This is a genomic window from Ancylobacter oerskovii, assembly GCF_018390555.1.
Classification (GTDB): Bacteria; Pseudomonadota; Alphaproteobacteria; order Rhizobiales; family Xanthobacteraceae; genus Ancylobacter; species Ancylobacter oerskovii.
This window is the reverse complement of record NZ_JAHBGB010000006.1, coordinates 324,333-351,318: the sequence shown is the minus strand read 5'-3', so window position 1 is coordinate 351,318 and position 26,986 is coordinate 324,333. Positions and strand designations below refer to the sequence as shown.

16 protein-coding genes are annotated in these 26,986 nt (G+C 67.2%); 11 read left to right on the top strand and 5 right to left on the bottom strand.

Annotated features, from left to right (window positions below; translation table 11 throughout):
- Both KHC19_RS06805 and KHC19_RS06800 read left to right on the top strand, forming a co-directional pair.
- Entirely contained in the window at window positions 1-2,844 is a 2,844-nt protein-coding gene (locus KHC19_RS06805; protein ID WP_213351592.1) for an ATP-binding protein, read from the top strand.
- 32 nt (window positions 2,845-2,876) lie between these two features.
- Window positions 2,877-3,515: a sulfotransferase family protein gene (locus KHC19_RS06800; RefSeq protein ID WP_213351591.1), complete on the top strand. Its 639-nt coding sequence runs from the start codon at window positions 2,877-2,879 to the stop codon at window positions 3,513-3,515.
- Between the two features lie 36 nt (window positions 3,516-3,551).
- On the opposite strand, the gene KHC19_RS06795 is transcribed toward KHC19_RS06800, so the two are convergent.
- From KHC19_RS06795 to KHC19_RS06780, 4 genes are all read right to left on the bottom strand, one after another.
- Window positions 3,552-5,759, bottom strand: a complete 2,208-nt coding sequence (locus tag KHC19_RS06795; RefSeq protein ID WP_213351590.1) for a PAS domain-containing protein — start codon at window positions 5,757-5,759, stop codon at window positions 3,552-3,554.
- 636 nt (window positions 5,760-6,395) lie between these two features.
- Window positions 6,396-6,755, bottom strand: coding sequence for a VOC family protein (locus tag KHC19_RS06790; protein ID WP_213351589.1), 360 nt, complete (start codon window positions 6,753-6,755; stop codon window positions 6,396-6,398).
- A 242-nt stretch (window positions 6,756-6,997) separates the two neighbouring features.
- On the bottom strand, window positions 6,998-7,708 hold the full coding sequence (locus KHC19_RS06785; RefSeq protein WP_213351588.1) for a GntR family transcriptional regulator: 711 nt from the start codon (window positions 7,706-7,708) through the stop codon (window positions 6,998-7,000).
- The gene (locus tag KHC19_RS06780; protein WP_213351587.1) at window positions 7,705-8,385 is read right to left on the bottom strand and encodes a DUF4286 family protein; all 681 of its coding nucleotides are present in this window, start codon (window positions 8,383-8,385) and stop codon (window positions 7,705-7,707) included. Before KHC19_RS06780 ends, KHC19_RS06785 begins: the two co-directional genes overlap by 4 nt.
- A gap of 73 nt (window positions 8,386-8,458) precedes the next feature.
- On the opposite strand from KHC19_RS06780, the gene KHC19_RS06775 reads away from it, so the two are divergent.
- From KHC19_RS06775 to KHC19_RS06755, 5 genes are all read left to right on the top strand, one after another.
- Window positions 8,459-9,034: an amino acid synthesis family protein gene (locus tag KHC19_RS06775; RefSeq protein ID WP_213351586.1), complete on the top strand. Its 576-nt coding sequence runs from the start codon at window positions 8,459-8,461 to the stop codon at window positions 9,032-9,034.
- Window positions 9,035-9,063: 29 nt separating this feature from the next.
- Entirely contained in the window at window positions 9,064-10,260 is a 1,197-nt protein-coding gene (locus KHC19_RS06770) for an amidohydrolase family protein (RefSeq protein ID WP_213351585.1), read from the top strand.
- 110 nt (window positions 10,261-10,370) lie between these two features.
- On the top strand, window positions 10,371-11,633 hold the full coding sequence (locus KHC19_RS06765; protein WP_213351584.1) for an MFS transporter: 1,263 nt from the start codon (window positions 10,371-10,373) through the stop codon (window positions 11,631-11,633).
- Between the two features lie 60 nt (window positions 11,634-11,693).
- Window positions 11,694-12,917, top strand: coding sequence for an FAD-dependent oxidoreductase (locus KHC19_RS06760; protein WP_213351583.1), 1,224 nt, complete (start codon window positions 11,694-11,696; stop codon window positions 12,915-12,917).
- A gap of 392 nt (window positions 12,918-13,309) precedes the next feature.
- Window positions 13,310-20,407, top strand: coding sequence for a hypothetical protein (locus KHC19_RS06755; protein ID WP_213351582.1), 7,098 nt, complete (start codon window positions 13,310-13,312; stop codon window positions 20,405-20,407).
- A 22-nt stretch (window positions 20,408-20,429) separates the two neighbouring features.
- On the opposite strand, the gene KHC19_RS06750 is transcribed toward KHC19_RS06755, so the two are convergent.
- On the bottom strand, window positions 20,430-21,326 hold the full coding sequence (locus tag KHC19_RS06750; RefSeq protein WP_213351581.1) for a LysR substrate-binding domain-containing protein: 897 nt from the start codon (window positions 21,324-21,326) through the stop codon (window positions 20,430-20,432).
- A 102-nt stretch (window positions 21,327-21,428) separates the two neighbouring features.
- Here KHC19_RS06750 and KHC19_RS06745 point away from each other — a divergent pair, with 102 nt between their 5' ends.
- The 4 genes from KHC19_RS06745 to KHC19_RS06730 are packed head-to-tail and all read left to right on the top strand — an operon-like array spanning window position 21,429 to window position 26,861.
- The gene (locus KHC19_RS06745) at window positions 21,429-22,388 is read left to right on the top strand and encodes an extracellular solute-binding protein (RefSeq protein ID WP_213351580.1); all 960 of its coding nucleotides are present in this window, start codon (window positions 21,429-21,431) and stop codon (window positions 22,386-22,388) included.
- On the top strand, window positions 22,385-23,482 hold the full coding sequence (locus tag KHC19_RS26305) for an ABC transporter ATP-binding protein (RefSeq protein ID WP_213351579.1): 1,098 nt from the start codon (window positions 22,385-22,387) through the stop codon (window positions 23,480-23,482). Before KHC19_RS06745 ends, KHC19_RS26305 begins: the two co-directional genes overlap by 4 nt.
- Window positions 23,479-25,587, top strand: a complete 2,109-nt coding sequence (locus tag KHC19_RS06735; protein WP_213351578.1) for an ABC transporter permease — start codon at window positions 23,479-23,481, stop codon at window positions 25,585-25,587. The genes KHC19_RS26305 and KHC19_RS06735 overlap by 4 nt, the downstream gene beginning before the upstream one ends.
- Window positions 25,584-26,861: an aminotransferase class III-fold pyridoxal phosphate-dependent enzyme gene (locus KHC19_RS06730; protein WP_213351577.1), complete on the top strand. Its 1,278-nt coding sequence runs from the start codon at window positions 25,584-25,586 to the stop codon at window positions 26,859-26,861. Before KHC19_RS06735 ends, KHC19_RS06730 begins: the two co-directional genes overlap by 4 nt.
- Window positions 26,862-26,986: the final 125 nt, after the last annotated feature.

Here is a 26,986-nt window from a genome sequence, read left to right as displayed (position 1 = left end):
ATGCTTGAGGATGGCACAAGCGACCGCGTCCTGACTTTCGGCCCGTTCAAGCTTTCGGTCGCGAAGCGATTGCTGGAGAAGAATGGCTCGCCGGTACGGCTGGGAGCGCGTGCATTCGACATTCTGGTCGCGCTGATCGAGCGCCCCGGCGAGGTAGTCTCCAAGCAAGAATTGGTGTCGCGCGCCTGGCCGAACATCACCGTCGAAGAGGTGGCGTTGCGTGTCCATATCGCCAGCCTGCGCAAGGTGTTGCAGGATGGAAAGGATGGCGCCCGTTACATCATCAACGTGCCGACGCGAGGCTATTCATTCGTGGGCGTCGCCGATGCCGAAAGGCCGACGGAAAGCATCGATCAACGCCAAGGAGGCCGCGAAAATTGGGGCCATCTTCCACGGCCACTGGCGCGCATGGTCGGTCGAGACAACGCGGTACGGGCGGTATCTGAGCACCTGACACGGCATCGTTTCGTCACGATCTTGGGCACCGGGGGCCTGGGGAAGACGACGGTCGCCCTGGCGGTCGTGCAGGAGCAGATCGATCGGTTCGGCGGCGCCGTCCTCTTCCTTGATCTGAGTGCCTACGAAGATTCCAGCTCGCTTATCAACGGGCTCGCGTCACGGCTCGGGCTGATGGTCGATGCCGATGACATGCTTGCCACTGTCATTCGTTCGCTGACGGAGCGACGTATCCTCCTCGTGCTGGACAGTTGTGAACCTCTCGTAGACAGCGTGGCGGCGTTGGCGGAACGGATTTTCCAGGAGGGTCCGCAGGTCAGCATCTTGGCGACAAGCCGGGAACCCTTGCGAGTCGAGGGTGAGTACATCTTTCGCCTTTCGCCACTCGATTGTCCTCCGGACAGGCCTGACGTGGAGCCGATAGCGGCCCTCGGTTACCCGGCCGTGCGCCTCTTCGTCGAGCGAGCGATCGCGAGCGGATACGCGGCCGGGAATGAGGCTGACGCGCTCGCCATCGGCTCGATCTGTCGACGGCTTGACGGACTGCCCCTGGCCATAGAGTTGGCGGCGGGCGGAGTGGGGATCCACGGCATTACAGCGACGGCGTCGTTGCTCGGCGATCGGCTGCCGTTGATTTGGCCGGGGCGGCGTACCGGTCAACAGCGACACCAAACGCTGGGATCCTTGATCGATTGGAGCTACCAGCTCCTCGATGACGCGGAACGGCGGGTCTTCATTCGGCTGTCCCCGTTCGTGGGCCCGTTCAGCCTCGAAGCCGCGATGGCGGTCGTCTCGGACGATCTGCTCGACGAGTCTCTCGTGGGACGAGCGGTGGGTTCTCTGGTCAGCAAGTCGCTCGTCTCAACGGCACCGGGACCGACCGCTCGCTACCGCCTGCTTGATACGACGCGGGCATATGCCGTCGATCGGCTCGGTAGAGGAGCGGATCGCGACGACGTTTGTCGTCGGCATGCTCGATTTTTCCTTTCCCATCTCAGCTCCCTGCGTCCTGGCGCCCCCGGGCTGGATGAATTCTCCGAGGCGCTCGACAACGTGCGAGCCGCGCTGACGTGGAGCATCGATAGACCGGAGGATGCCCACCTTTTCGTCCGTCTCGCTGCCCAGGCATCGTCCTTCCTGCTGGCATCTTCGCGTCTAAGCGAGTGCGAACGATGGTGCAGAGTCGCCCTGCATAAACTGGAGGAGGGCATGCTTGGCTCGGACGTGGAGCTGAAACTCCAGGGCGCCTTGGGGCTCTCGTCCATGTTCGTAGAGGGTCATGGCGAACATGCTCACGCAGCCCTTTCAAGGGCCGCCGAACTCGCTGCGGGCCAAAAACAGCCCCGGGTGCATCTGAGAGCGATCGCCCAGCTACTGATGTACCATATCCGTACGGGGGCATTCCGCGAGATGCTCGCGCTTGCCCAGCAGGCCGAGTCCCTGAGCAACATGAGCGGGAACAGTGACATGTTGCCCGCCGCGCACTGGATGACCGGAATTTCCCACCACTTCATCGGGCACCAGGCGGCCGCTCGCGTACACCTGGAGCGGGCGCTGCAACCCCAACCGTCGGTTTCGCAGGGGGCAACTGACATCGGCTTCGATTATGCCGAGCGGGCCCGTAATGCCCTGGCTCAGGTCCTGTGGTTGCAAGGCTTTCCGGATCAAGCGCTCGCGGTAGCGATGCAAAGCGTGAGCAGCGCGTCGAAGAAGAGCGAGCCGATCACGCATTGCATTTCTCTTTTATGGACGACGTTTATATTCCTTTGGACCGGGGACATCGCGAATGCCTCTTCCTGTCGAAATCAACTGAGCGATCTCGCCAACCGGTATTCCCTCAAGCCCTATGAAGCCGTCATCCAGGGGATAACCGGGGAGATACTGGCAAGACAAGGCGGCGGCGACGCCGGTATCCGCCTTTTGCAGTCGTCGGTGACCTCACTCCTTGCCGATCGCTACGAGCTGTTCGTTCCCATGCTGAGTTGTGCCCTGGCGGAGGCTCTTCTGGCGTGCGGGGATGTGGACGGAGCAAAGGCGACCGTCGATCGAGCGCTTGCAAGGATATCCCAGGGAGGGGGGTCACTCAGTTGGCCTGAGCTGCTGAGGCTTAAGGCGCTCGCCGTCGAAGCAAGCGACAATGAGGCAGCCGAAAGGGAATATGGTCGTGCGATCGCGCTTGCCGAGGAACAAACAGCGCTTTCGTGGGGGCTTCGCTGTGCGACGAGCCTGGCGCGGCTGCTGGTACGACAAGGGAGGCGCGATCACGCCCGCGAGACTCTCGACGCCATCTACGGCCGCTTTCGAGAGGGCTTCGACACGGGTGATCTGAAGTCCGCCCGGCAACTTCTGAACGACCTGGCCAAACCCCGTAATCTTCGACTTCTCTGAGACAGGACTGCGAAAATGGATGGGATGTAGGCATGGCCCTCAAAGTGATTGGCTCGGGCTTCGGTCGGACCGGCACCATGTCGACCAAGATTGCCCTCGAACGTCTCGGATTTGGCCCCTGCCATCACATGGTCGAGGTCCTAAGCAATCCGGGCCAACTTCGCTTCTGGCAGGCCATTGCCGCGGGGCAACACGTCGAATGGGAGGATGTCTACGAGGGCTATGGTTCTCAGGTGGACTGGCCGGGGGCGGCCGTATGGCATGAAGTCCAACAGGCGTTCCCCGGGGCCAAAGTGATACATACTGAACGACCGGCGGAAGAGTGGTGGGAGAGCTACAGCAGGACGATCGGGATGCTCTTCAATGCCCATCCCGTGCCCACGCTACCTGCGCACCTCGTCCCTGTCTTCGACGTGATGAAGGGGTGGTTCGTCACCGAGACTTTCGGGCCGCGCATCGAGCGCGAGAGCGCGATAGAGGCGTATCGCAAGAACAATGAGCGGGTTCGCGAAGTGATCGCTCCGGGGCGCCTGCTCGTGTTCAACCCGGCAGAGGGATGGGAGCCTCTGTGTCGTTTTCTCGAAGTGCCCGTTCCGGATGATGACTTTCCGCGCACGAACACGCGCGACGAGTTCTGGGACCTCGTCGGCGGGCGACCAGAGGAAAGTTGATGCTGTGGGACGCCCTGGTCTTCCTATGTGCTCGACCTAGTTGGCGGAGGAGACGTCGGTCGGAAGCCTAAGGATGAATCGGGCGCCGCCCTCGGAGCCGCCATTCTCCGCACTCATGCTTCCGCCATGCGCTTCGATGATCGATCGGCAAATGGGCAAGCCGATGCCCATCCCGTCGCATTTCGTCGTGAAGAAGCTCTCGAAGAGGCGAGGGAGATGCTCAGGCTTGATGCCGGGGCCGCTGTCATCGAAATGGCAGAGCAGGGCAGCCATTCCGTCCGGTGCGGTGTTTATGGTGATCCTGCGCCTGTCTGCTTCGCCGTCCGCCATTGCCTGGATCGAGTTCATTATCAAATTGACGACGACCTGCTGCAGCTGAACTCGATCGGCGCGTACAGCGAGGTTGTCCGCATTGTTACGATGTATGATCGTAACCCCTCGCGACTGCGCCTCGTGGCGCAGAAAAAGAATGGTCTCCCGCAGAAGGGTGTCGAATGCCAGCACTTCGTGCGGCTGTTCCCGCCGGACCGCCATCGCCCGAATGCGTCCCACGATGTCGGAGGCGCGATGCGCATTCGCAATCACCTGCCGGGTCGACTTCCGCACTTCATCCAGATCCGGCGTGGCATTGTCCAGCCAACGTAGACCGGCCTCTCCATGGGTGGCTATCGCGGCGAGAGGTTGATTGATCTCATGCGCGATGGATGCGGTCAGCTGACCGAGGGTCGACACCCGCGCGGAGTGAGCGTAATCGGCTTGAACCCGCCGCAGACCTTCCTCGGCGCGGATGCGCTGCGAGATGTCGATCAATCCGAGAACGCCGGTGTCCCTGTCCGGCCCTGAGCTAGTGATCGAACTCGTGAAGAGGACATCGATCCTTCTGCCGTCGATAGTCTCGATCTTGGTCTCGTCCTGAAAGCTTGTCTCCATGCGGAAGCACGACACCAAGGACCTCCTGATGGTGTCGGAATTTCCAAGAAGACCGCCCAATGCCGAGCGCCCAATGATGGCGCCTTCATTGGCGCCGCCGAGCAGTCGGATCAGGTTCCCGTTGGCCGCGGTGATGACAAGCGAGCCTTGGCAGAAAGTCAGGAGGTCCGGGTGAGCGTCGAAGTGGGCGTCAAGATCGGTCACTCCACGCGCTCGGAGTTCCGCGAAGAGTATTGCGATCTCGCCCAGGTCGAGTTGTCCCAGCGCGACGGGCATATGATCGAAGAGATGTCGGTATCGGCATTCGCTCGCCTCAAGCGCGGCATATGCCTTCGTTCTCGCGGTCACGTCCATGACCGCGCCGACGAGCTCGCACCGCTCCTGGGCATCACGCGTGCTGTGGGCCACGAGGTGGACGTGCTTCACACTGCCGTCCTCCATCAGGAGCCGATGCTCCAGATCGATTTGGCCGACCTCGGCGACGGCACGCGCCAGCTCACGTCGAACGAACGTGGCGTCATCCGGGTGTGTGCGTTGCAGAATCATCTCGACCGACAGTCGTGACCTCGGTGCGAAGCCGAAAATGCTGTAGAATTCATCGGAACATACGACCTCTCCGGTCGCGAGGTTCCAGACCGCACTGCCGGTGCGACTGAGTTTCTGCGCTTCGGCCAAATAGGCATCGCTGCGGCGCAATGCCTCCTCCGCCCGGCGGCGATCGTCGATGTCGACGTTGGTGCCATACCACCGGATCACCCTGCCGGATGGGTCGCGCAGCGGCTCCGCCCGGGCCAGAAACCAGCGATATTGCCCGTCCGACCGCTTAAGGCGCGACTCACACTCAAAGGCCGTCCCGGTCGCCACGGCATCGCGCCAAGCGGCCACGTGCCTCTCCAAGTCGTCCGGATGAAGCATGTCGACCCAACCCATTCCCAGAGCGGTTGCCGCGTCGACACCGGTGTAGGCAAGCAATCGCTGATTATGGAAATCGTTGTTACCGTCGGGCGACGTGCTCCATACTATGGCGGGAATGGTGTTGATGGCATTCCGCAGTTCCCGTTCGGCCTCGGGTCGCCGGTTGCCGAGGAGATGACGCCTGGCGAATTGATTTGCGAACCAGCCGGAGCTGCCGATCAGGCTCATGAAGCCCAGGAACGCCAGAAGAAGTTCCCATCGGTCGGTCCGGTCATGGAGCTTCGCGATCTCTTCGGATCCGACCGAGGTCAAGAAGAGATAGGCGAAGCTGGCAAATGTGATTGTGATAAAGCACCCTGCAAACAGCGCCTCTGTAAGACGACCAAGCCAGGAGCTCATTGCAGGTAGTCGAATGATATTCGGACCGGCATGCTTCGGAGAGTCCGTCGGCATCCATTTGGCAGTGTTAAGGAGCTTGAAGCGTCCAGCTGCTGCGAGAAGACGTCGAGCCACCTTATCCTCCAAGGCTCCGCTGCATTTTGAGTGGCTCCGGCCTAGGGGCTGGCCGTGATCGGGCAAGCCCCGTCGCCGACGATTCAGCTCCATCGGAAATATGGTCGCGACGAGCGGAAGGTGGCCGTCGATGGCGGCGGCAGCAAGTTTAATTTCGTTAAGTTTCGAGCGGCTTTTGGGCCGCGGCCGTTGCTAGATCAATGGCCGAGAAGGCGGCGCAAAGCGGACATCGCTGAAAGGCGGCGGGGGACAGGTATGGGCCAACGCGCGTCATAGGGGTATAGCGAACACATAGTTCTCTTCTTGGTCGCTCGCGGCCCGCCAACCGCCGCCGATTACCCTCCATGGCGCGACATGGCCACCGCTATCGCCCGATAATCCTGTTCGGAGTGGCGACCTGAACCCGCGCAATATAGGCGGCTGACGACCTCTTCTCAGTCGCCGCGTTCCTCGCCGTATCCGAAAGCCGGCCTTCATCGGCCCTCGCGTTCAAGCTCGCAACGCGTTTCGCTTCCCACGTGCTCAGGCTGGCGGATAGCGCGGCGAGGGGGGCGTCGCGAGCGTAATGAGGTTCCCGTCTGGATCGCGCACCTGCGCCAGCGTCGAATAGTCGCCTTCGATATCGTCGCCCAGCACGATCCCCAGGCGTTGCAGCCTCTGACGCTCGGCCTCCACATCGTCCACGATAAGGAATATCGCGCCTTTGCTGGCGATTTCATCGTCAGCCGAAAGCCCGACCCCGGCCTGGTCGAAAAGCTCCCATTGCACCAGCGTGTCCATCGGCCGGTTGTCCGGTCCGCGACCGAACAATCTGGTGTACCAAGCTTCGGCCGCCGTGAGATCGGAGGTCAGCAAGAACGTGTAGATTTTGTGCGACGGCATCCGGCGTCTCCTTCTCCGGCCAGATCGGACAGGATGTCGCCTTGACCGGCCAGGCTCCCATGACATCCGGCCATGATCTGATGCCCGTTGCCCGTTGAATAACGGCCGGCCCTGCTCTTTGCTCCCTCGACGCTGTCTTTTTCCGCTTTCCGCCAATCCGCGCGATTTGTTCGCAGCTCGATTCAGGAGGGGCGGGGAGGCCGTGGCGTAGCCTCTTCATCGGCCGGCCCCGCCAACGCCGCTTACCGGGCCTTCGACGCGGCTTCCTGCTTTTTCAGCTGGTTGAAGCTCTCGCGCGCGGCGGCGGCCGCCGCTTCGACATGCGCTTCCACGGCCGCCCGCGCGCCTTTCGCATCGCCCTTTTCCAGGCACGCCAGAATGGCCCCCATCTCGGCGAGCGAATGCACCGCCCGGCCCGGACGCGACATGGAGCGGGCGCGAAGGATGCCGATCCGCGCGTTCAGCCCCGCCAGCAATTCGGTGATGATGCCGTTGCCGCATCCCTCGAACATGACGGCGTAGAACTCGGCCGTGGACGAGACCAGCCCCAGCGTATCGCACGGGTCCATCGCCTGCTTGAACCTGGCGAGCGCGGCATGCATGGAATCGAGCTGCGGCCGGGTCGCCTTCAGGGCGAAGAGATGGGCGACTTCGCCCTCCATCAGGCTTCGGACCTGATAGATCTCCTGGGCTTCCTTCCAGTTGATGCTCGCGACGGACGGCCCGCGATTGGGCACGATGGTGATCAGCTTCTCCGCGGCGAGCTGGCTCAGCGCCTCGCGCAGCGAGGGGCGGGACACCCCCATCCGCTTGGCGAGATCCGCCTCCATCAGCCGCTCGCCGGGCAGCAGGTCGCCCCGGATGATGGCCTGCCGCAGGGTGTCTGCCACGAGTTCGCGCACCCCGACGGGGGCGCGCGTCAGCGCGAGGAAATCGGCCGTGTTGTCACTCATCGATCGTTCCGAGCCGTCTGCCGGGGTCCCAAGCTGTCGAACACCAGATAGTTTCCGCGAAACCAGGGCTGCTGGGCCAGCCGCGCCCGCCACGGCGTCGCACGGGCCTTTTCCCGAGCCTCGGAATCGAGAACCTTGCGATCGGCCAGATGATGAAGCGCAAGTCGGTTGTAGCCCTCTGGAATCCCGTCACGGATAGCAAAGCGCCGGGTTCCGATCCAGCGTGGATCTGAGAGCAGCAGGGGCACGTGGTCATCGCAATACCACGCGTCGAACTCCGCGAGACTGTCCTCCGGCACGGTGAAGAAGACGGCATAGAGCACGGGCGCCGCGAGGAAGTCCGCGCCCGGCTGGACAAGCGGCTCGCCCAGGAGCGTGCCGATGTAGCGGGTGAAGCCCGACACCGCGCCCAGCATATGGCGCGTGGTGTCCGAGGGCTCGCCCTTGATGCGCGCATATTCCGGCGTGTTCAGCGCCCCGGCATCGTCGAGCTCGTAGACCGCGAGATAGTTGCGCTGGTCTCCGTCGCGATAGCGCTGCGCGCTGCGGAATCCGGGAGCCTTCATGCGGATCGGGATGTGCTCCTCGTCGTACCAGCTGTTGAACGCCGCCTCTTCGGCAGCGGGAGGCGACATTTCCGAAAACAAGACCGCGTTGCCCGCCAGGTACCCACTCATGTCCGCCTCCGATTGACAGATTGTCTGAACATATGCATCTACTGACAATTATACGACAATGAGGTGGCAGCCAATGGATATTTCGATCCGACGCATCAGCACGGTGATCGATGACAAGCTGGAGGAGGCGGGGCGGCAGGCGGCGCCCGTGCTGCGCAAGGTGGCGGTGATCGCCGTGGTGCAAAATCCCTGCCTGGGCCGATATGTGGAGGATCTGACGCCGCTGATCGATGCCAGCGAGGGCATCGGCGCCCGCATGGCGGAGGTCGCCATGGCGGCGATGGGTCCCCATGGCGTGCAAAGCTACGGCAAGGCGGGCATTGTCGGCCTCGCGGGGGAGCAGGAGCACGCCAATGCGCTGCTCACCACCACCTTCGCGACGCCGTTCCGCAAGGCGATGGGCGGCGGCGCCGCCTGGATCTCGTCGATGACGAAGGTCGCGGCTCCGGGCGCGGCGATCGACGTGCCCATGAACGCGGCGACCGACGTCTATGTCCGCTCCCATTACGACGGCATGAGCCTCACCTTGTCCGGTGCCCCCATGCCGGACGAGATCGCGCTCATCTTCTGCCTCGCCAATCGCGGCAGGCTGAACGCGCGGGTAGGGGGCTTGTCCTATCAGGACTCGCTCGCGACCGTTTCCGCCTGAGGATGGCTGCAGCCGTTGGAGAAGCGCACATGCGCACCGCTATCGTGAATATCGGCCGCATCGTTACGGGAGACTGGACGAACCCGACCGTCGACGGCGACTGCATCGTCTGCGAGGGGCCGGTGATCGCCCATGTGGGAACCGCGGCCGCGTCGGTCCTCGCCGGCTGCGATGTGGTGATCGACGCCGGGGGCACGACCGCCATTCCCGGGCTGATCGACAGCCACGTGCACATCACCTTCGGCGATTATACCCCCCGGCAGCGCACCGTCGGCTTCCTCGAAAGCTACCTGCATGGCGGGGTGACGACGGCGATCAGCGCCTCCGAGGTCCATGTGCCCGGGCGGCCCAAGGACCCGGCAGGGGTGAAGGCGCTGGCGGTGGCCGCGCACAAGTCGTTCGAGAATTATCGGCCCGGCGGCATGCGCGTCCATGCCGGCGCCGTCATCCTCGAGCCCGGCCTGACCCGGGCCGACCTCGCCGAGATCCGGGAGCAGGGGGTGTGGCTCGCCAAGGCCGGCTTCGGGGCGTTTCCCACGCCTTACGGCTATGAGGAAAGCGTCGCCTGGGCGCGGGAACTGGGCATGATCACCCTGGTCCATACCGGCGGCTCGTCGATCCCCGGCTCCTCGGGCATCTGGGCCGATCATCTGCTGCGCCTGAAGCCGGACGTGTCGTTCCACACCAATGGCGGGCCGATCGCCATGCCCGACGCGGACTATCCGCGCCTCGTGCAGGAATCGGACATGGCGCTGCAGGTCTGCACGGCGGGAAATCTGCGCACCACCCTGCTATGCGCCCGGCTGCTCACCGAGGCGGATGCGTTCGCCCGCCTCCTGATCGCGACGGACACACCGACGGGAAGCGGGATCATGCCGCTCGGCATGCTCTACACGATCTCGCATCTGTCGAGCCTCGGCGGCATGGCGCCGGAACTCGCGATCGCCGCCGCCACCGGCAACAATGCGCGCGTCTACCGGCTGAATTCGGGGGTGATCGCGCCGGGGCGCGATGCCGACATCGCCCTCATCGATGCGTGCGCCGGCGGCTCGACGAATGATGCCTGCGCCGCCCTCGCCAATGGCGATGTCGCGGCGGTGGGCGCGGTCATCACCGCCGGCATGCCGCGCTTCGTCGGCCGCTCCCGCAATACCCCGCAGACCATGCGCCCGGTGAGCGTCGCCGAGAACCGGGTGCCGCAGGATTTTTCCGCACCGTCCCATTGAGGCGAAGGCGGGAGGATCCATCCCCTCGTAATGCTTGAAATATAAACAATAAAACTTCCATCGAGATGAAATAATTACCAATATAAAAATACATCCAGAGGGTATTCAGCATGGATATGTCCAGCTCGGAGCGTAGTACCTCTCCGCCGGTTCAGGCCATTTCGTCCGCCGGCTCCCGCCGCTGGATCGTCGCGGCGGTCCTGTTTCTATCCGTCCTCGCCGGCTTCTTCGACCGCATCAGCATCGCCGTCCTTTTCACGAATACCGATTTCCAGGCCGCCATGGGCACCGGGTTCGATCCCACCCGGCTCGGCCTGCTGATGACGGCCTTCGTGATCGCCTACGGCTTCTCGAACGTGTTCCTCAGCACGCTGGTCGACCTTTTCGGCCCGAGCCGCATGCTCTACCTCAGCATCGTGCTGTGGGGCGTGTTCATGGCGCTGATGGGCGGCGTCGGCAGCTTCACGGCCATGATCGTCCTGCGGGCGCTGCTCGGCGTTGCCGAGGGTCCCCAGTTCAGCATCGCCAACTCGCTGGTGGCGCGGTGGTTTCCGCCGCATCTCCGGGCGCGGGGTAACTCGATCTGGACCATCGGCAGCCCGCTCGGCTCGGCCATCGGTTTTCCGCTGACCACCTGGCTCGTCATTTCCTATGGCTGGCGGGAATCGTTCTTCGTGCTGGCGGCGTTCAACATCCTCGCCATCCTCCCGCTCGCGCTCCTGTTCGTCCGCGACAATGCCAAGGGCATGGAGGCGGCGCCGGTGCCGGTGGTTTCGGGGCCGCAGCCCTCCTATCGCGAGAGCGTCCGCCTGTTCGCCTCCGACTGGCGCTTCTGGCTGATCGTCGTGTCCTCCTGCGGCACCCTCATCTATCTGTGGGGGCTGAACAGCTGGCTTCCGAGCTATCTCATCCACCAGCGCCACATCGCCCCCGACAAGGCGGGCCTCTACGCCGCCTTGCCCTTCCTCTCGGTCTTCCTCGGCCAGATCGGCGGCTCCTATCTCTCCGACCGGCTCGGCAAGCGGGCGCTCGTCGCGGGTCTCGGCCTCGCGATGGCGGGCGTCTTCATGTACTTCGTGTCGTTCATGCCGAGCCCGCAGACCACGGCGCTGATGCTCAGCCTGAGCGGCCTCTGCTGGGGCACCGTCACTCCCGTCAGCTACGCCCTGATCCTCGATGTCGTGCCGCGCGGGGCCCTCGCCACCGCCGTCGGCCTGAAGAACGGGCTCAGCAATCTCGCCGGCGCTCTGGCGCCGCTGGTGATGGGCGTGATCGTCTCCAGGACCGGCAGCTTCGATGCGGCATTCCTCGTCCTGGTCGGCTCCTCGATTATCGGCGGCCTGCTGATGCTGCCGCTGATGCGCAAATACTGATCGGGCGCGCCGGCCGGACGTGCCGGCGCCATTCTCCGAAACGTTGAAAGAGAGCAAGTCATGGGACATGAAGCTGACCTGCCGGTGCTCATCGCCGGCGGCGGGCCCGTCGGCATCCTCACGGCTCTCGCCTTGGCGCGGCGCGGCGTTGCCGTGCGCGTGTTCGAGGCCGGCGCGGCGATCAACGCCGCGCCGCGTGCCTCGACGCTGCATCCCGCGTCGCTGGAGATGCTCGCTTCCCTCGGGCTGATGGAGGGGATTGCGGCCCGCGGTCTGCTGGCCCGCACGTTCCAGTTCTGGGACCGCCCGACATCCCGGGTGGTGGCCGAGTTCGACCATGCCGCCCTGTCGGACGACACCGCCTTTCCCTTCGTCATCCAGTGCGAGCAGCACAAGCTCGCGCAGATGGGCCTGGATGCCCTGCGCGCCTTCCCGCATGCGCAGTTCGGCTTCCTCTCCTCGGTGAGCGGCCTCGAACAGCGGGCCGATCGCGTCATCGCCACGGTGGAGACGGAGCAGGGGCCCTCGATTATCGAAGGAAGCTACCTGGTCGGCGCCGATGGCGGACGCTCGACCATTCGCAAGGCGCTGGGCATCGATTTCGAGGGGTACACCTTCCCGGAGCGTTTCCTGGTCCTGACGACACTGGATGACTTCGCCGCCGAGCACGGCGTCGCCTACCGGGCGTATTTCTCCGATCCCGAGCAGTGGACCAACCTCTTCAAGGTGGCCGGCGACGACGGGAAAGGCCGCTGGCGCGCCGTCTTCCCGACCCTGCCGGGCCAGCCCGACGAGGAGGTCATGAATGACGAGGCGGCGGAGCGCCGGCTCCAGAAGCTCTTTCCGAAAGCGGGCCGCTACGAGATCGCGCACAAGAACATCTACAATGTTCACCAGCGCGTGGCGGCCCGCTTCCGTGACGGCCGGGTCTTCCTCGCCGGCGACGCGGCGCATGTGAACAACCCCATTGGCGGCCTCGGCCTCAATTGCGGCATCCACGACGCCATGTACCTCGCCGAGGTGCTCGGCGGCGTGCTGAACGGCGAGTTCCCGCACAGCATTCTCGATCGCTATGACGAGATCCGGCGGCCGATGAACGTGGAATATGTCCAGCAGCAGACCATCGCCAACAAGAAGCGCCTGGAAGAAAAGGATACGGCGACCCGCGAGGCGAATTTCGCGACGCTGAAGGCGACGGCGGCCAACCCGCAATCGCACCGCGCCTTCCTCATGCGCACCTCTCTCCTCGAGAGCGTGCGCAAGCAGCCCGCGCCGCAACCGTGACGTACGGAGCGGGTGGTTTCCGCCGCGGCTGATCCGGCGCGCACGACGTCGCGGGCGCCCTCGACGCGACCTGGCCTACTCCTTCGGGTAATGGCTTCTTCCATCGAATATATTTCATCATCACCTGCCCGAACGTCGGGGACCGGCAGGTGATGACATGGACGCCACGCGAGACCTGTCTCGTGCCGCCGGTTGGAACCTGAAGAGCAGGTTGTTTGCTTGGGGCGGCAATGGTGAAGATGGCAGCCATGCGGGGGCGGGACGGAAGAGCCGGGAGCGTTGCCGTCGCTGGCCGTTCGAGCCCTGTATCGCGGCGGCGGGAAGCGCGGGAGTTGCCTCCGCTCGACATGCTGGCCCGGAACCCTGCGTCCGGCATGCTCCCGGGCGGACCCATGATGTCGAACGGTCTCGGTCCGGCCGTTCCGGGTCGTCCCGCGGCGGTGCGGGGCAGCCTGCTGACGGCGCTTCTGGTGAGCGTCGCCTGGTTCGTCGTTCCGGGCCGGGCGCTGGCGCAGGCGAATTGCGCCGCGTCGGGGTCGGGCAGCGGCTATAGCTGCTCGATCCCTGACGGCAGCTATTCGTCGCCGGTGACGGTCACCGAGCCGGGCGACGCTCCCTCCGGCACGGCGCTCACCGTGAACAATGCCGGCAGCATCGGCATCGGCGTCGGCACCGCCCCGACATCCCCGGCCGGCGTCTATGCGCTGGGCGCGTCGATCGCCGGCGACAATTCGGTCGATAACGGCAACGCCTCCGGCCTGACGGTCGTCAATACGGGTGCGCTTTCGCTCGGGGACGGCGCGTCCGCCTATTATAATTACGACATCTTCGGCATCTGGGCGCAGCAGGCGGCGAGCGGGCTCGGCAATACCACCGCCGCCGCCGCGGTGTTCAACTATGGCGCCATCACCGTCGCGCCCTCGTCGGCCATCCAGGTGGAGGAAGCGTTCGGCATCTGGGTGAGCGACCAGGGCGGGGCGACCTTCGGCAACGCCTACGGCGCCTCGGTCTATAATGACGGCGCGATCACCCTGACCGCCATCGGCCAGCAGGGCGCGGCCGGCATCGACGCCTTCTCCACCGGCGCCTATCAGGGCACCGCCGGCACCGATTCGGGATTCGGAGGCATCGTCTCCGTGGTCAACGCGGCGCCGGTCACCGTCGACTGGACGTGGCAGAATGTCGGCAACAATAGCGGCGTCTTCGGCATCCAGGCGATCTCGACCGGCAGCGGCGGGGCGAACGTCGCCGCGTACACGATTGCAGGCGGCGGCGACGGCATCTGGGCCGGGTCGTCGCAGATCGTCCTGAACGCTGGCGGCGACGTGACGGTCACGGCGAACGGAACTCCCCGGGATGTCGCGGTTCCCGGCCTTTCGATGCTCAACGCCGTCTCCCCCGGCACCCCGTTGCAGGGCGCCGGCCTGTTCGCGGCGACCTTCGGCGGCAATGGCGGGGCGGGCTACGGCAACCAGCAGAACGGCGGCGACGGCGCGGAGGGCGCGCGGGCCGGCATCGAGATCGTCGATGCGAGTGTCACCACCACCGGCAGCGGGCTGCCCGCCCTCGCGCTGCTGGTGCAGGCCGGGAGCGGCGGGTATTCCGGCTGCCAGAACTTCAATGACTGCTCGTTCTGGGAGTTCAACAACTACAGCTACGAAAGCAATGGCGGCGCGGGCGGCGACGTCTACGCCAACGCCGATAGCGGCATCCAGATCGCCGCGCAGACCGTTCCGGTCATCATTTCCACCAATGGCGACAACTCCGCCGGCATTCTGGCGCTGCTGCAGGGTGGCACGGGCGGCAGCGGCGGCGTCATCCCGGCCGCCGGCACCGCCGGCGCGGGCGGAGCGGGCGGCAGCGTCTCCGCCACGCTCGACATCGGCCTCACCGGGGCAGGTCAGTCGGTGGCCGTGGTGACGCAGGGCACCAATTCTCCGGGCATCTCCGCGTCCAGCCTCGGCGCCGACGGCACCGCCGGCGCCGAGGCGGCCGACAGCCTCGACAGCATCACCGCTGGCGCCGGCGGCAATGGCGGCAATGGCGGCGCCGTCAATGTGCAGCTGATGAACGCTTCCGTGACCACGCTGCAGGATCAGTCCGTCGGCATCTATGTTCTCTCGCAAGGCGGCAGCGGGGGAGCCGGCGGCCTGGCCGATGGCGGCTCCATCGAACAGCATGGCGGCGCCGGTGGCGATGGCGGCTCGGCGGGGAACCTGACGGTCACGCTCGATCCCGGCTCGGCCATCACCACCCATGGGCTGTCCTCCTCGGCCATCGTGGCCACCAGCCTCAGCGGCGGCGGCGGCGATGGCGGCGACGCGAGCGGCGCGCATGCGCATGCCGGCACCGGCGGCAGCGGCGGCAATGCCGGCAATGTGACGGTCGACAATGCCGGCACCATCACCACCACCGGCGCGTCGGCACGCGGCATCGTCGCGCAGTCAATGGCCGGGTCGGGCGGTGGCGGCGGCTATTCCTACGGCGTTTTCAAGAGCAGGGGCGGCACCGGCGCGGCGGCCGGCACCACCGGCAGCGTGTCCGTGACCAATAGCGGCAGCATCACCACCTATGGATCGAACGCGCATGGCGCGCTGCTGCAATCCATCGGCGGCGGCGGCGGCGCCGGCGGCCAGGCCGGCGGTTCCTTCGACACCATCGGCGGCAACGCCAGCGACACGCCCCACCAATCCGATGGCGGCAGCGTGCTGTTCACCTCGGACGGCGGCAGCATCGTGACGGACGGCTTCGGGGCCTTCGGCGTGCTCGGCCAGTCGATCGGCGGCGGCGGCGGCGATGGCGGCGGCGCGGCCGGCGGCAATGTCGTCGTCGGCGGCAATGGCGGCGCGGGCGGTACCGGCGGCCCGGTCATCGCCCATCTCAATGCCGGCACCGAGATCCTCACCCTGGACGACGGCTCGGCCGGCGTGGTCATGCAGTCGATCGGCGGCGGCGGCGGCAATGGCGGCAATGCCAGCGCCGACAGCATCTTCCTGACGACCGCGGTCGGTGGCAATGCCGGCGGCGGCGGCGATGGCGGCGCGGTCACCGTCAATGCCTATGACAGCTCCATCACCACCGCCGGCACCAAGGCGCCCGGCATTCTCACGCAATCGATCGGCGGCGGCGGCGGCAATGGCGGCTGGGCCATCGCGCAAACGGCGTCGGCGGGCCTCGGCGTATCCTCGGCGGTGGGCGGTGGCGGTGGAACCGGCGGAGACGCCTCGACCTCGACCGTCACGCTGGCGGGCACCTCGGTGCTGACCGGCCTGCAGATCGCGCTGCTGGGCGAGGGCATCGTGCTGGAGCAGTCACACTGCACGGACACGACCTGCAACATGCTGCCGGTCGACAGCTACGGCGTCGTCGTGCAGAGCATCGGCGGCGGCGGCGGCATGGGTGGTTCCGCGATGGCGCAGTCGCTGGTGCTGGCGATTCCGACGCCGAGCGGCGACCAGGTCGCGCTGTCCGTGAGCCTCGGGGTGGGCGGTTCGGGCGGCGATGGCGGCAATGGCGACACGGCGCAGTTCTTCCAGACGCAGGGCAGCACCATCACCACCTATGGCCAGGGCTCCGGTGGCGCGCTGGTGCAGTCGATCGGCGGCGGCGGCGGCGCGGGCGGCGATTCCTCCGCCAATGCCTCGGCGCTTGGCTACGATACGCCAGGGGATGTCACGTCGCTTGCCATCACCACGGCGATCACCGTCGGCGGCACGGGTGGCAACGGCGGTACGGGCGGCGAGGTGCTGGTGGCGCTCGGCGGCACGCTCGACGGCTCCGGCAATTTCACCGCTGACCCGGCCGGCAGCGCGGCGACCTCCATCACCACCTATGGCGACTATGCCAATGCCATCACGGCGCAGTCGATCGGCGGTGGCGGCGGCAATGCCGGCTTCGGCGCCGGCAACACCCAGTCCTTCGGCACCGGAAGCAGCACCTCGATCACCGCGACGCTGGGCGCGCAGGGCGGCGCGGGCGGCGATGGCGGCCAGGTCTACGCCTTTATCGGTCCCGGCGACGGCATCACCACCTGGGGCTCCGGCTCGGTCGGCCTGCTGGCGCAGTCGATCGGCGGCGGCGGCGGCACCTCGCAGGGCGGTTCGTTCAGCCTGGCGCAAACCATCGGCACCGGCGAAAACAACCCGGTATTGAAGCCGAGCGTGACGGTGAATGTGGGCCTCGGCTCCGACGCCACCGGCGGCAAGGGCGGCAATCTGAACATCGACGTCGCGGCGCCGATCACCACCCATGGCGGCGACGCGGTGGGGGTGCTCGCGCAGTCGCTCGGCGGCGGCGGCGGCCTCGGCGGCTCGGCCGGCTCGGACGGTTCGGCGGACAACCCGATCGTCGCCACCAATGACGGCCTCGCCGAGCGCGAATTCGCCAGCGAGGTGTCCGGCTTCCTGCAAAACGTCTTCCAGGGCGACAATGACGGCAGCAACATTCCCTCCATCGATACCAGCTTCACGCTGTCCATCGGCGGCACGGGCGCGCAGGGCGGCACGGGCGGGAATGTAGGGCTCGTCATATCGGCGCCGATCACCACGTCCGGCGACTGGGCGAGCGGCGTGGTCGCGCAGTCGATCGGCGGCGGCGGCGGCAAGGGCGGCACGGCGGCGGCGGCCGGCACCGGCGGCGTTCCCGAGATCACCATCAATACGGCCGTCGCGCTTGGCGGCAACGGGGGCTCCGGCAACAATGCCGGCGAGGTGGCCATCAACCTGCTGCAGGGCGACGCCGTCATCCAGACCGCCGGCTATGCCGCGAGCGGCATCGTCGCGCAGAGCATCGGCGGCGGCGGCGGCATGGGCGCCGACGGCTCGGACAGCGCGACGGGCATCGTGACGCTCGGCCAGGACGAGGGCGGCAACGCCGGCAGCGGCGGCACCGGCGGCCCGGTGCAGTTCGAATATGGCGATGCCGTCAACGGCTCGACGGTCGCCACCGCCGGCGTCGCGGCCGATGCCATCATCCTGCAATCAATCGGCGGCGGCGGCGGCATCGGCGGCGCCGGCAGCAGCCTGTTCGGCGGCGTGACGCAGCAATCCACCTCTTGGACGCTGACGGCCGGCGGCAATTCGGGGTCGGGCGGCGACGGCGGCACGGTACTGGTGCAGCAGGGCGCGCCGAACGGCATATTGAACGTCTCCACCACCGGCGCCTATTCGATCGGCCTGCTGGCGCAGTCGATCGGCGGCGGCGGCGGCCTGATCAGCGTCCAGCCGACCGCCGAGACCGTGACCGCCAATCTCGGCGGCCAGCTGTCGAGCGGCAATGGCGAGGCGGTCACGATCAATACCAGCAACGTCAATCTCAGCACGCAGGGCGTGGCCGCGCACGGCATCGTCGCGCAATCGGTCGGCGGCGGCGGTGGCTATATCCGCATCAACGACACCAGCACCACCACGGCGGCGCCCTCGCTGACCACGACGTGGGATGCCTCCGATTCGAACAGCCTCAACCAGGGGACGGGAAGCGGCGGCGCCGTGACCGTCACGCAGATCGGCGGCAGCGTCACCGTCACCGGCGCGGGGGCGGTCGGCATCCTCGCCCAGTCGCTCGGCGGCGGCGGCGGCATTCTGGTGAGCGACGGCTCGATCTTCGCCGGCTCGGCGGCAGCGACCTCGGGCATTTGCGTGGATTCCTGCACCGGCGGTGGCGATGTCACCGTCATCGCCAATGGCAATGTCTCGGCCACCGGCACCAACGGCGTCGGTATCTTCGCCCAGAGCCAGGGCGCGCCCGGCTATAACGGGACGGTCGCGGTCACCGCCATCTCGAACGTGACCGGCGGCAGCGGCACCGCCGCCACGGCCTCGCAGTCCGGTGCCGCCGGCATCTGGATCGACGGCGACAATTCCGGCAACGCCGTCACCGTCAATTCCGGCGCCACCGTCTCCACCGTGCTCGGCACCAGCGGGACGGCGATCCTGCAGACGGGAGGCGGCGTCACCACCGTCACCAATTCCGGCACGGTCGACGGCGCCGCCTATCTCAACGGCGGCACGTTCAACAACGTCAATGGCGGCACCCACAACACCGGCGGCGTCAATGACGGCGACGTCGCCAATGACGGCGTGCTGAACATCGGCTTCTCGCACGAGGTTCGCGCCACGCACGTCACCGGCGACTTCACCCAGACCGCGAATGGCCAGCTCGGCGTGACCATCCATTCGCTCGCCGGTTCCGCCGACAAGCTGGAGATCGACGGCTCGGCTTCCATCGCCGGCCTCGTCGTGCCCACCGCGATCAGCCTGCTGCCGGGCACCGTGCCGGTGGTCACCGCCACCGATCTGGTCTCGACGGCGCAGGCGCAGGATTCGCTGCTGTTCGACTGGGATGCGGCGCAGTCCGGCAACACGCTGACGCTGACGCCGCATTCGGATTTCACCCCGGCCGGCGTGTCGCTGAACCGCAGCCAGCTCTCGCTCGCCGATTACTTCACCCGCGCCTGGGACCATGCCGACGCCGCCTTCGCCACGCTGTTCGCCGGCATGTCGACGATCGACACCGCGACGGGATACCGGACGATGCTGAACCAGCTGTCTGGCCAGGACATCCAGGCCCAGTCGCTGGCGCTGGCGAATTCCGCCGGATCGATCCTCGGCGCCTCGATGAGCTGCCCGGTCTTCGTCGGCACCGGCGTGCTGCTCGGCGAGGACAATTGCAGCTGGGCGACCATCTCCGGCCGCTGGACCGATCAGGACACCACCGGCACCGTGCAGGGCTACGAGGTGGACACCACCAGCTACCGCATCGGCGTCCAGCACGAGATCGCCTCCGACTGGTATCTCGGCGGCTCGATCGCCTATGGCGACACCTCGTCCTCGACGGATGACGGCTCCTGGGGCGAGGGCTACACGCTCGACGGCTCGGTGGCGCTGAAGCATGTGAAAGGGCCGTGGTTCGTCGCCGGCTCGCTCGCCATGGCCTATGGCTCCTTCGATTCCTATCGCCAGGTCGGCCTGCCTTTCGCGACGGAGACGCTGGAGAGCGATCCCAGCATCTTCCTCGCGGGCGCCCGCCTGCGCGCCGGCTACGAGGTCACCTTCGACGCCTGGTATATACGCCCCTATGCCGATCTCGATCTGGTCTACACCAACCAGCCCGGCGTCACGGAAGCGGGCAGCTCCATCTATGCGCTCGACGTCGAGGGCAACAGCAAGACCGGCCTCGGGCTGTCCGCCATGGTGGAGGTCGGCGGGCGCATCGATCTCGAATCCGGCATGACGCTGCGCCCCTACGCCACCGTGGGGCTGAGCTATCTGCCGCAGAACACGCGCAGCTTCGAGGCCAGCTTCGTCAACGCCACCGCCGACAACGGCTCCTTCCTCACCTATGTCGAGACGCCCGAGGTGCTCGGACGGGTCGATCTCGGCATGCAGCTCTACCGGGCCGCCGGCTTCGAGATGCGGGTCGGCTATGCGGCCGATTTCGGCGATGCCTATCTCAGCCAGACCGCCAGCGCCCGGCTCGCCTATCGCTTCTGAACGAGCCGCCTGTGACGCGCCGTCACGCCGCCGGTTCATCGTTGCGGTCCGCGCTGCCGAACAGCGTCGCGGCGATGGCGGCAAAGGCGGCCACCGCGCCGAGATGGCGGGTTTCGCGCCGGGCGACGAGGTATTCGTCCGCCCGCGCGGGTGCGCCCTCGATCGCGACCGCATGGAGGCGCGGGTCGCAGCCGAGCTCGCGGCTGAGCACGATGCCGAGGCCGATCTTCGCCGCCACCGCTTCCTTCACCGCCTCCCGGCTGCCGAGCACCAGATACGGCGCGAGTGCGATGGCATGTCGCGCCAGCGCCGCTTCGAACAGCTGTCGCGTCATCGAGCCGGCCTCGCGCAGCACGATGCGCTGCTCCGCCAGCTCGTGCAGCGCCACCGTCCTGCGTCCCCACCAGGAATGCCCCTCGGGCACCATCACCATCACCTGCTGGTCGATCAGCCGCTCGCAGGCGAAATCCGGGTGCGGTGCTTCCAGCGTGGCGATGGCGACATCGACGCGGTTCTGGGCCACGAGGTCGAGCAGGACGCTCGAATTCTCCAGCCTCACATCCAGCCTTATGCCGGGGTGGAGGGTGCCGAACCGCTCCAGGATCGGCATCGCCACATAGGGGGCGCACAGGCCGAGGGCGAGGTAGCCGGCATTGAGCGTCCGGCCTTCCTCCATGCGCGCGTCGATATCGTCGAGCATCAGCGCGACCTGCCTTATGCGGGGCAGCAATTCGCGCGCGTGCGGGGTCAGCTCGATCCCCGCGCCGCTACGCAGGAAAAGCCGCCCGCCGACCGCCTCTTCCAGTGCTTTCACATGCTGGGTGATGGCGGGTTGGCTGACGCCCAGCGCCTGCGCGGCCTCCGAGAAGGTGCGGTGGGTGGCGATGGCGTGGAAGGCACGAAGCTGGGCGAGGTTCATGGAAGACGGGTCTCACGTCATAAGTATTGCTTCATTTAGGCGTCACACATTTTAACGACACTTATATCACGTTCTCGCTTCTCCACGACGCCGGAGGTCCTCATGCTCGTCAATTCGCTGAAAGCCCTCGGGCTTGCCGCTGCCTTCGCCGCGCTCGGCGCGGCGCCCTCGCTCGCCCGCGAAGTGGTGCTCTACAACGCCTCGGACAGCGTCAACACGGCGCTGGTCGCCGCCTTCAGGAAGGCGCACCCGGAAATCGAGGTGAAGTTCGTGTCCGGTTCCACCGGGCCGATCACCGAGCGCGCCATTGCCGAGAAGGGCAAGCCGCAGGCGGATGTGGTCTATCTCGTCAACAACGTCGCGCTGGAGCAGCTCAAGCAGGCCGGCGTGTTCGAGCCCTACGCGCCGAAGGACTCGAAGATCGTCCCGGCCTTCCGCGACCCCGACGATTTCTACAACAAGTACTTCGCCACCACGATGTGCATGGTCGTGAACAAGGAGCGGCTGGCGCAGAAGAAGCTGCCCATGCCGGTGACCTGGGAGGACCTGATCAAGCCGGTCTATGCCAAGGAGATCGCGCTGCCGTCCCCGCTGAAGTCGGGCACGGGCGGCGCCATCCTCACCACCTTCGTCGATGCCTTCGGCTGGCCGTTCGTCGAGAATCTCAACGAGAACGTCTACCAGTATTCCGACGGCGGCTCGGGCGGGGCGGCGCTGGCCGGCGCGGGCGAGGTCGCCATCGGGCTCACCTTCGACACGACCTGCTTCGAGACCAGGTCCTCCGGCAAGCCGGTGGAGATCGTCTATGGCCGCATTACCCCGAACGTGTCGGAAGGCGGCGGCCTGGTCGCCGGCGGGCCGAACCCGGCCGAAGGCAAGGTTTTCCTCGACTTCATGGCGAGCGAGGAAGCGGCGCAGGTTCTCGGCAAGGTGGTCGGCGCCACCGCGGTGCCGGGCCACGGACTGGTAGACCTCTCGCAGATCACGCTGTGGCAGATGCGCCGCCCGGTCGACATCGCCGCCTTCCGGCGCGATTTCGCCAGCCGCATCCTGAAGCAGTGAACGACACGTCCTTCACGCGGTCGCGAGAGCGGCCGGCCCTCGCTCCGGGCCGGCCGCATCTCGCCGTGTGCGGGGTGCGCAAGGCCTATGACCGCGCGGTGGCGGTGGATGCGGTCTCCTTCGAGCTGGCGCGCGGCGAGTTCGTGACGCTGCTCGGCGATTCCGGCTGCGGCAAGACCACCCTGCTGCGCCTCGTCGCCGGCTTTGCCCGTCCCGACAGCGGCACGGTGCTGCGCGACGGCGAGGACGTGACCGGGCTCGCCCCGGCGCGGCGGCGCATGGGCTTCGTGTTCCAGTCCTACGCGCTGTTCCCCACCAAGACGGTGGCGCAGAACATCGGCTTCGCGCTCACCGGCCCGCGGGCGGCGCGCGAACGGCGCATCGAGGAGCTGGCACGGCTGGTCGAGATCGATCCGCTCGTCGGGCGCTACCCGCACGAGCTCTCCGGCGGCCAGCAGCAGCGCGTGGCGCTGGCCCGGGCGCTGGCCTCCGATCCCGAATTCCTGCTGCTGGACGAGCCCATGTCAGCGCTCGATGCGCGCATCCGGGTGAAGCTGCGCGCCGAATTGCGGGCGCTGGTCGACCGGCTCGGCATCACCACGCTCTACGTCACGCACGACCAGGAGGAGGCGCTGGCGCTTTCCGACCGGGTGGCGGTGATGCGGCAAGGGCGCATCGAGCAGATCGGCAGCCCGGCCGATATCTATCACCGCCCGGCCACGCGCTTCGTCGCGACGTTCATCGGCATCTCCAACCTGATCGAGGGACGCGCGGTCGCGGGAGGCGTGGAGGCGGAGGGCGTCACCTGGCCGGTGGCGCTGCCGCCCCGCACGGCACCGGGCGCGCGGCTGACCGCTCTCTTCCGGCCGGAACATCTGGGGCTGGCCGGCGAGGGCGCCGGCATCGCCGGCATCCTGGAGAGCGCGACCTTCCTCGGCGCCACGATGCGGCTCGGCGTAAGGCTGGCCTCGGGGCGCCGCATCATCGTCGACCGTCCCTCGGTGGAGGCGGGCGGGCTGTGGCCGCGCGGTGGCGCGGTGGTGCTGCGGCCCGATCCGCTCCGTGCGGTGATCGTGGCGGACGAGCCGCGATGAGGCCGTCGCTCTGTCAGGTGCCGGCGGCGCTGCTGAGCGCCACGGTCGCGCTGCTGCTGGCGCTGTTCATCGCCTATCCCGTCGGTGCCGTGCTGGTGGAGAGCTTCGTCATCTCCGGCCCGATGCCGCTGGCGCGGCTGAAGGCGGCCACCGTCCGCGCGCTGGAGGCCGTGCCGGCCGGGGAGCGCGCCGCGCTGACGCAGCGCTGGGCGCAGAGCGCGACCGAGGCCGAGACGGTGGAAGCCACCGCCGCCGCCTTCGGGCTGGCCGGGGTGCCGGTGAACTGGGACCGCAAGGCCGCCTATTCGGCCCAAGCGGCGATGATGGCGACGGCGCTTCGCGCGCTGCCGGAGGCGGGGCGGGCGCTGGTCGAGGACAATCTGGCCCTCGCCCACATCATGCTGCACAAGCGCACCGCGCTGGCCTTCAAGGTGCGGGATGCGCTGGGGCCCGAGGCCTTCGACGCCCTGCGCAACGGCACCGACGAGCGCTGGGGACTCGATCATTATCTGAAGGTGTTCGAGGAGCCCTATCTGCGCGGCGCGGCGCTGAACAGCCTGGCGCTGGCGGGGCTGTCGGTGCTGTTCACGGTCACGCTCGCCTTCGCGCTCGCCTATGGCATCCATGCCGGCGCGGTGCCCTGGCCCTCCGCCGCCCGCGCCGTGCTGCTGATGCCGCTCGTGGCGCCGCCCGTGCTGGTCGCCACCGCGACCATCATGCTGTTCGGCCGGCGCGGGCTGATCACCCACACGCTGCTCGACCGGGGGCTCGGCCTCATCAATGCCGACGAGACCAATCTCTACGGCCTGTTCGGGGTCGTGCTGGCGCAGACATTGTCCTTCGTGCCGGCGGCGCTCATCGTCTTCGACAACGGCCTGCGCAAGCAGGACGGCCGGCTGAGCGAGGCTGCCGCCGGGCTCGGCGCCGGGGCGCTGCGCGGCTTCCTGCAGGTGACGCTGCCCATGGCGTGGCCGGCGATCAAGCGCGCCGTGGTGCTGGTGTTCATCATGAGCCTCACCGATTTCGGCAATCCGATGGTACTGGGCCGCGACACGCCAGTGCTGGCGGGCGTCGTCTATGACGAGATCACCGCCTATCGCAATACGCCGCTGGCCGCCGCGCTGTGCATGTGGCTGATCATTCCCTCGCTGGTGCTGTATCTCGCGCTGGAGACGATCGGCCGGCGCAAGTCCTACACGGTCGCGGCCGGGCCCCGTCCCGAACTGCCGGTGCCGCGCTCGGTGCGTGCCGGGCTCACCCTGACCGCGGGCGTGGTCGCGGCGCTGGTCTTCGCCGTGTACGGCACCATGGCGCTCGGCGCGGTGACGCGCGTATGGGGCACCGACTGGAACCTGACGCTGGGCTATTTCACCGGCGCCGGCGTCGATGTCGGCCTGGCGGGCTCCGGCTATGGTTCCTCCGAGCGCGGGCTGGGCCTCGTGTGGGACAGCGTCCGCCTCGCCGCCATTGCGGGGCCGATCGGCGGGCTTTTCGCCGTCGTCATCGCCTATGTGGTGGAGCGCCTGCGCCCGCCCGGCGCCAGCCTCATCATGTTTCTGGCGCTGGTGCCGGCGATCCTGCCCGGCATCATCTTCGGCATCGGCTACATCGTCGCGTTCAACGTGCCGTTCGGTTTCCCCGCACTGTCGCTGACCGGGACCTCCGCCATCCTGGTGATCAACATCCTGTTCTCCAACCTGTTCGTCGGCGTGCTGGCCGCCCGCGCGGCGCTGCAGCGCCTCGACCGCTCAGTCGACGAGGCGGCGGAAAGTCTCGGCGCGGGAATGGTGTCGCGGTTCGTGCGGGTGACGCTGCCGATGCTGCGACCGGCCGTGCTGCTCGGCATGCTCTATGTCTTCATCGACGGATTGACCACGCTGTCCTCGGTCATCTTCCTCGTCTCCGGCACTCACAAGCTGGCCTCGGTGGCGATCTTCAATCACGCGACCTCGGGCGATTATGGCTACGCTGCCGCCAAGAGCCTCGTCCTGCTGGCCTTCGCCCTGGTCGCCATGGCGCTCGCCTGGCTGGTCGAAACCCGCAAGCTGCGCCTGCGGCGCGGCGTGCCCGTGCCTTCCCTGTCTCCCTCGCCGGTGGTGCCATGACGGAAATGGACGATCTCGTCGCGCGTGACGCGGCGGCCTTCTTTCACCAGCACGGCTCCAGCCCCTGCATCGGGGCGCTGCGGGCCGCCCGAGGGATCTGGCTGGAAGACATGGAGGGGCGGCGCTTCATCGATCTGCACGGCAATACCGTGCACCATCTCGGCCATGGCCACCCGGAAGTGGCCGCCGCCCTCAAGCGGCAGCTCGACGAGCTGGCCTTCGCCCCGCGCCGCTTCACCAACGCGCCCGCCCTGTCGCTGGCGGAGGCGCTGCTGGCGCGCTGGCCGGGCCCGCCGGCGCGGGTGCTGTTCGCCACCGGCGGCTCGGATGCCATCGAGATCGCGCTCAAGCTCGCCCGCGTCGCCACCGGCCGGCAGGAGACGATCTCGCTCGAGGGTTCCTATCACGGCCACGGCTTCGGCGCCTTCGGCCTGTCTTCGGCCGCCCTCGATCCGCGCCTCGGTGCTTTCCTGCCGGGGCGCCACCATGTCACGCCCTATTGGGCCGGCGCGCACGGCCCGGCGCGGATGCTGGAGGAGATCGCCGGGCTTCTGGCCACCGGCCGCATCGCGGCGGTGATCGCCGAGCCGATGCGCTCCAGCTGCCATGTCCCGCCGGCCGATCTGTGGCCGCGCGTGCGGGCGCTGTGCGATGCCTACGGCACGCGGCTGGTCTTCGACGAGATACCCTCCGGGCTCGGCAAGACCGGGCGCTTCTTCGCCTTCGAACATTTCGGCGCGACGCCGGACCTGGTGGTGCTTGGCAAGGCGCTGGGCGGCGGTATGGTGCCGATCGCGGCGGTGATCGGCGATGCCCGGCTCAATGTCGCGCCGGAACTGGAGCTCGGCCACTACACTCATGAGAAGAACCCGCTGACCACCCGCGCGGCGGCGACGCTGCTGGAGATCATCGCCCGCGACGATCTGGTCGCCCGCGCCCGCGACGCCGGCGGACGGCTGAGCTCTGGTATTGCCGAGATCGCGGCCCGCGCGCCGGGTGTCTCCGGGGTACGCGGGCTCGGCCTGCTGCTGGCGGTGGAGTTCGATGCGGCGGCCTATGGGCAGGTGCCGGGCCCGGCTTTCGCCGAGCAACTGGTGGCGACCTGCTTCGCGCGGGGCCTTTCCACCACCGCGAAGGGGCCGAACGCCATCGGCCTGTCGCTGCCGCTCACCGTGACCGACGCCGAGATCGCCGAGGTGCTGAGGCGCATCGAGGCGGTCGGCAATCGAGAGCGGCTTCCTCGTGAGGCGAGCAACATCCCGGCGACACCGTAGACGCGGAGTTCGACCTCTTGCGAACTCTCCCGCCAATGGCGGCGGCGGGGCGAGTGGCGCTGCACTCCGTCCTTATCCGCATCCACCGGCGGAACCCGATCATCGTCAGCGGGGCAGGGGCGGGG